8 protein-coding genes are annotated in these 6,278 nt (G+C 35.9%); all 8 read left to right on the forward strand.

Annotation, left to right across the window (positions count from 1 at the left end; translation table 11 throughout):
- Nucleotides 1-306: 306 nt before the first annotated feature.
- The 8 genes from spoIIGA to ACR65M_RS26215 all read left to right on the forward strand — a co-directional run bounded on the left by spoIIGA (nt 307) and on the right by ACR65M_RS26215 (nt 6,186).
- Nucleotides 307-1,233 carry a sigma-E processing peptidase SpoIIGA gene (gene spoIIGA / locus ACR65M_RS26180; RefSeq protein WP_341331958.1) on the forward strand — a complete coding sequence of 309 codons (927 nt, stop codon included), beginning with the start codon at nt 307-309 and terminating at the stop codon, nt 1,231-1,233.
- Between the two features lie 266 nt (nt 1,234-1,499).
- A complete protein-coding gene (sigE, locus tag ACR65M_RS26185; RefSeq protein WP_099352346.1) occupies nt 1,500-2,219 on the forward strand; it encodes an RNA polymerase sporulation sigma factor SigE in 720 nt (239 codons plus the stop codon).
- Nucleotides 2,220-2,274: 55 nt separating this feature from the next.
- Entirely contained in the window at nt 2,275-3,144 is an 870-nt protein-coding gene (gene sigG, locus ACR65M_RS26190) for an RNA polymerase sporulation sigma factor SigG (RefSeq protein WP_099352347.1), read from the forward strand.
- Nucleotides 3,145-3,333: 189 nt separating this feature from the next.
- Nucleotides 3,334-3,579 (forward strand): YlmC/YmxH family sporulation protein, encoded by a 246-nt coding sequence (locus tag ACR65M_RS26195; protein WP_099352348.1) that lies wholly within the window; start codon nt 3,334-3,336, stop codon nt 3,577-3,579.
- Nucleotides 3,580-3,734: 155 nt separating this feature from the next.
- Nucleotides 3,735-4,556, forward strand: coding sequence for a peptidoglycan editing factor PgeF (pgeF, locus tag ACR65M_RS26200; RefSeq protein ID WP_341331957.1), 822 nt, complete (start codon nt 3,735-3,737; stop codon nt 4,554-4,556).
- A gap of 7 nt (nt 4,557-4,563) precedes the next feature.
- The gene (locus ACR65M_RS26205) at nt 4,564-5,241 is read left to right on the forward strand and encodes a YggS family pyridoxal phosphate-dependent enzyme (protein ID WP_341331956.1); all 678 of its coding nucleotides are present in this window, start codon (nt 4,564-4,566) and stop codon (nt 5,239-5,241) included.
- 243 nt (nt 5,242-5,484) lie between these two features.
- On the forward strand, nt 5,485-5,919 hold the full coding sequence (locus ACR65M_RS26210; RefSeq protein WP_121446510.1) for a cell division protein SepF: 435 nt from the start codon (nt 5,485-5,487) through the stop codon (nt 5,917-5,919).
- Nucleotides 5,920-5,925: 6 nt separating this feature from the next.
- The gene (locus ACR65M_RS26215; protein ID WP_099352351.1) at nt 5,926-6,186 is read left to right on the forward strand and encodes a YggT family protein; all 261 of its coding nucleotides are present in this window, start codon (nt 5,926-5,928) and stop codon (nt 6,184-6,186) included.
- Nucleotides 6,187-6,278: the final 92 nt, after the last annotated feature.

Raw genomic sequence — 6,278 nt, forward strand, 5'->3', positions numbered from 1 at the left:
CCCTATGGAATATAGAGCTAGAGCCGCTTAAATCATTTTTATTATTTCCACTGTCTACTTGACAGGGTGCAGTTCATTGTCGAATGCCTTTTTTCTATTTTTTCACCTATTTCTTTATATTCCTCTTCATTCTAACTTAACTGACAAAATAAGAACTAATCTTCCAAAATTTCTCTTTTATTATCGGCATGAAGTGACAGACTTCCATATAAGATGTACTATATACTATTTTTTAAGCTAACTAGTTTACCAATTGCAAATACATGTTTCGAAGGTGAAGTAACTTTTGGTGAAAGGAGAAATGGGGTGTCTATTTATTTAGATGTAATCTGGCTGTTAAACTTTTTCTTTGACGCCTTATTATTACTTTTAACTGCAATGATCCTAAAGAGAAAGATTGTAAAATGGAGAATCTTAGTAGGTTCATTTATTGGATCTTTGCTAGTGCTCTTAGTGGTTTCTCCTTTTGCAGAAATTGGGTCTCATCCTGTTACAAAACTTCTCTTTTCAATCGTAATTGTAGGAGTTGCTTTCGGATATAAACGATTTCGCTATTTTTTACAAGGATTATTAACCTTTTATTTTGCTACTTTCATGATTGGAGGTGGGATGATAGGGGTTCATTATTTTTTAGAATTTGATGTTCAGGTTTTTGATGGAACAATCATGACTCAGTCTACCAGCTACGGAAACCCAATTAGTTGGGGGTTTGTGCTAATCGGTTTTCCACTCTTATGGTACTTTTCAAAAAATAGAATGGAAGACATTGAAACGAAGAAAGTTTTCTATGATCAGATTGTTGCTGTGAAACTTGAAATAGATGATGTCATCTTGCATTTACAAGGTTTAGTCGACAGTGGAAATCAATTGTTCGACCCAATTACAAAGAGCCCAGTTATGATCTTAGACACAACAAAATATGAGGGTCAATTTCCAAAAGCACTGATGGAACAATCCAAAAATATTGAGCTCTTAACCAATGATTCTGCAACAGAATCTCATAAATGGGAAAGTCGTGTAAGACTTATTCCATATCGTGGGGTTGGCCAAGAACATCAATTCTTATTGGCAGTTAAACCTGACCGAATAACAATCTATCATCAAAATGAAGAAAATATCGTAAAAAAAGGATTGGTGGCATTCAACCATACTACCTTATCAACTGATGGGGAGTATGATTGTATCGTACATCCGAAAATGCTTGTTTCAAGCTCCATTCAGACAGCTTCATAATAAGTAAGGCTGTGTTAAAGGTCGATGTTGTTCTTTATACTTTGTTGATTGGAGTGGAAGGTACGAGACTCCTGCTGGAAAAGCGTGTCCAAGGGAGACCCCGCAGGAGCATAGCGACGAGGAGGCTTCCGGACCGCCCGCGGAAAGCGAGTACCTGCAGCGGAAATCAACACTATTGTTTAACAGAACCTAAGGAAAAATAAACAAATTTATTCTAATAAATATCATACTCACGCTTTTTACAAATTAGAAGGGAGAACTTATCTGTGGCTAAATTAAAATTAAAACTTACATATTGGTGGTATAAACTTTTAATAAAATTAGGTTTGAAGACAGATGAAATTTATTATATTGGTGGTAGCGAGGCTTTACCTCCACCGTTATCAAAGGATGAAGAAGAGGTTCTTTTAAATAAGTTGCCTAGTGGCGACCAAGCCGCAAGGTCGATTCTTATTGAAAGAAACCTAAGACTTGTAGTATATATCGCACGAAAGTTTGAGAACACAGGAATAAATATCGAAGATTTAATTAGTATTGGAACAATTGGGTTAATCAAGGCTGTCAATACCTTTAATCCTGAAAAGAAAATCAAACTTGCAACCTATGCATCTAGATGTATTGAAAATGAGATATTAATGTATTTACGACGAAATAATAAAATAAGGTCCGAGGTTTCCTTTGATGAACCATTAAATATTGATTGGGATGGTAATGAACTATTATTATCAGATGTTCTAGGAACAGACGAAGACATCATTACAAAGGATTTGGAAGCGAATGTCGACAGAAAATTATTAGTGAAGGCTCTGCATCAATTAAATGATCGTGAAAAACAAATCATGGAATTAAGATTTGGATTAATTGGTGGAGAAGAAAAGACGCAAAAAGATGTTGCCGATATGCTTGGGATATCGCAATCGTATATTTCAAGACTAGAAAAGCGAATCATTAAACGACTTCGAAAAGAATTTAACAAAATGGTGTAAATAAAAATTATTTTTCCTTTATAGCTATTGATTTTACTGTTTTTATAAACAAGGTATGGAAATAGTTGTGAATTCGAAATGCATATTTTTCCCTCTAACGGAGATACTTAACTTTGTACAGCAACTCCTGTTAGGAGGGAAAGAATTGACTCGAAATAAAGTAGAAATTTGTGGTGTTGATACTTCAAAACTTCCAGTACTAAAGAATGAAGAGATGCGGCAATTATTCCGACAAATGCAAAGTGGCGATTTGTCAGCCCGCGATAAGCTCGTAAATGGGAATTTACGACTTGTTCTCAGTGTAATTCAACGGTTCAACAACAGAGGAGAATTTGTGGATGATTTATTTCAGGTCGGATGTATCGGTCTGATGAAATCAATCGACAACTTTGATCTTGGTCAAAACGTAAAGTTCTCCACCTATGCAGTCCCGATGATTATCGGCGAAATTCGGCGCTATTTACGAGACAACAATCCTATCAGGGTGTCGCGCTCATTGCGGGACATTGCCTATAAGGCTTTGCAAGTAAGAGAGCGTTTGATGAGTGAAACATCAAGGGAACCTACAGCAGAAGAAATTTCAAAGGTTCTTGAAGTGCCACATGAAGAAATTGTTTTTGCACTTGATGCGATTCAAGACCCTGTATCATTATTCGAACCGATTTATAATGATGGTGGGGATCCAATTTTTGTGATGGATCAATTAAGTGATGAACGAAACCGTGATTCAAATTGGATTGAAGAGATTGCCCTAAAAGAAGGAATGAGACGACTAAATGATCGTGAAAAACTAATCCTTCGAAAACGATTTTTTCAAGGGAAAACACAAATGGAAGTTGCTGAAGAAATCGGAATCTCTCAAGCTCAAGTTTCACGTCTTGAAAAAGCAGCTATTAAACAAATGAATAAGAACATCCAAAATTAATGATGGATTCGTCCAGTAAATGGACAAGTTATAGCATGTATAGTGTGAAATATCAGACATTCGGTGAAATCGAATGTCTTTTTTATCGCCTTTTTATCGTGTGAAATTAAAGCCTTTCAATTCGTCTAATTTTGTCTCATAAAAGGCAGTAATCCAGTCATATAGTTTACTATAAGGAGGCGGAGGGAAATGGTGAAAATTTCTGATTTTCAGGCGAAGGATGTTGTAAGTGTTGTTGATGGAAAAAGACTTGGTAATATTGGCGATATCGACATTAACTTAACAACTGGAAAAATAGAGTCCATTATTATAGGTGGCTATGGAAAAGTATTAGGCATATTTGGTCGTGAGGAAGAGATTGTGATTCCATGGAGAAACATTATCAAAGTCGGTAAGGATGTGATTTTAGTGCGAACTCAGAATACAATTGAGTAATCGCGCTAAATTTTGACATTTTTCCTAACATATTCTCCTTTCTTTTGCTAAGATGTGATAAAATAGGCAGAAGAAGGAGTCATTATCTGAATACAAAATATTGTCATCATATCTAGGTCAGATGTGTTGATAAATGTGAATAAAAGGATGTTATTATGAAGCTTGAACCATTTACTCAAAAGGCAGAACAAGTTTTAAAACTTTCCAGTTGGAGCCATATTTCAGATGAACTGGTTGCTGGTTTTACGACTAAAAATGGTGGAAATAGTGAAGGTGATTTTAAATCCTTTAATCTTGGTTTACACGTAAAAGATGAGGACAACTTGGTTATTTCAAACCGAAAACAGCTTGCAGATATTCTCCGCTTTCCACTTGAAAACTGGGTATGCTCCGAGCAAACACATAAAAATAACATCACTAAGGTCAGTAAAAAAGATCTTGGTTCAGGTGTTTTTACATACGAAGGTAGCATTAAGGATACAGATGGGTTATACACGACAGAGAAAAATATTCTGTTAACCCTCTGCTATGCAGACTGTGTTCCACTTTATTTTTTTGCACCATCTAATCCAATCATTGGAATTGCTCATGCAGGATGGAAGGGAACTGTTCAGGATATTGCTGGAGAAATGATTCGTGTTTGGGGTAATGAAGGTGTTAAACCAGATAATATCCAGGCAATAATTGGACCTGCAATAGGCAAATGCTGCTATATTGTGGATGATTACGTTATAAATTTCGTGAAAAAAATGGACAAAATAGATTCAAAACCATACGAAATAGTGAATGACAACCAATATCGGTTAGATTTAAAAGAACTGAACTATCAGCTGATGGTGAGTGCAGGAATTCCTCCTGAAAATATTCAAGTTTCCTCGTATTGCACGTCCTGTGAGAATCAGAATTTCTTTTCGCATCGAAGGGATGCCGGGAAAACAGGAAGAATGATGAGTTTTATTGGCTTTAAGGAGGATTAATTTTTAAATGAGTGTAAAAGAAAATCTATGCAACTTACAAGAAAAGATTGAACAAGCATGCAAGCGGTCAAATCGGCCAGCCGATTCTGTTTCAATTATTGCTGTAACGAAATATGTAAGTGTTGAAACAGCTAAGGAAGCAATTGCAGCAGGAATTACGCATATTGGAGAAAATCGTGACGAGGGTTTGATTAAGAAGAGAGTAGAAATTGGGAATGAACCAACATGGCATTTTATTGGTTCTCTTCAAACAAGAAAAGTTAAAAACATGATTGAAAAGGTGGACTATATTCATTCACTCGATCGATTATCGTTAGCAGAAGAAATTCAAAAGCGGGCTAGCAGTAAAATAAAATGTTTCGTACAAATCAACGTATCTGGAGAAGAGTCGAAACACGGAATGTCACCGGAAAATCTTGAGTCATTTCTAAAGGAACTTGAAAAGTATCCCTCTGTCGAGGTAGTCGGATTAATGACAATGGCTCCATTTACTGATGATCAAGATGTTATTCGCTCATGCTTTCATAGACTTCGAAAACTAAGAGATGATGTACAAGCTCTTGGTTTGCATCATGCCCCATGTACTGAATTATCGATGGGTATGTCGAACGATTTTGAAATTGCAATTGAAGAAGGGGCTACCTTCATTCGAATAGGTACTTCATTGGTTGGTAAAGAATTTTAACTTTATTCGTCAAAAGTTATAACGTATAAAAATGGAAAATGTGAGATATTATTCAGTTAGATCTAAAAAGTCTGACTGATAAAGTTAAAGCTTTCGGCGTAGACCTGCGATTTTTAAAGGAAGTTATTCGAGCAGTAAGATCAAAGACTAATCCTGTGGCAACGTCTTAATGACCCACTACCTGTGCCTAAAATCTGGGCGCAAATACGCCAAGGCTCATTTGATAAGAGAGAGGTGTTACAATTGAGTATAAAATCCAAATTTAAAAGCTTTTTTGCATTAGAAGATGAATATGATTATGATGAAGAAGATTATTTTGAAGAAGAAATAGAACCAACAAAGGCTGTAAAACCAGCTGCAAAACAAAATGTAGTCAGCTTACAAAGTGTTCAAAAGTCTTCTAAGGTTATTTTGTTTGAACCTCGAGTATATGCAGAGGCACAGGAAATTGCCGATCATTTGAAAAACAGACGAGCAGTTGTTGTTAATTTACAACGTGTTCAACACGATCAAGCAAAGAGAATCGTTGATTTTCTAAGTGGAACTGTTTATGCCATAGGTGGCGATATTCAACGCATTGGTGCAAATATTTTCTTATGTACACCTGACAATATAGATGTGTCAGGAAATATTTCTGAGATTGTTTCTAACGAAGATTTTGCTGAAAAGGGGTGGTAATCGAAAATGGGTATTATTTTCGGTATCTTAAGTCAAGCGCTGGTACTTTATTCTTATGCGCTGATCATTTATATTTTGATGTCTTGGTTTCCAAATGCACGTGAATCTGGGATTGGTCAATTTTTAACAAGAATTTGTGAACCATACCTAGAGCCATTCCGTAGATTTATTCCACCACTAGGGATGATTGATATTTCCCCAATTGTAGCAATCCTAGTGTTAAATTTCGCTGGTAGAGGAATTCATGCTTTGCAAAGCATGTTCTAAAAAGGGCCTTCATACTAAACTGGCACCTATGTCAAGGACACAATAAAAAAAGAGACTAAGCAGCTTGAAGATGATTCCTATATTGAATAGGG

The organism is Ferdinandcohnia sp. SAFN-114 (genome assembly GCF_059415045.1).

Excerpts from the sequence above, each read along its gene's own strand:
- ACR65M_RS26215 (WP_099352351.1), top strand. The coding sequence starts at position 5,926 with ATGGGTATTATTTTCGGTATCTTAAGTCAAGCGCTGGTACTTTATTCT.
- pgeF (WP_341331957.1), top strand. The coding sequence starts at position 3,735 with ATGAAGCTTGAACCATTTACTCAAAAGGCAGAACAAGTTTTAAAACTT.
- sigG (WP_099352347.1), top strand. The coding sequence starts at position 2,275 with ATGGAAATAGTTGTGAATTCGAAATGCATATTTTTCCCTCTAACGGAG.
- ACR65M_RS26195 (WP_099352348.1), top strand. The coding sequence starts at position 3,334 with ATGGTGAAAATTTCTGATTTTCAGGCGAAGGATGTTGTAAGTGTTGTT.
- ACR65M_RS26205 (WP_341331956.1), top strand. The coding sequence starts at position 4,564 with ATGAGTGTAAAAGAAAATCTATGCAACTTACAAGAAAAGATTGAACAA.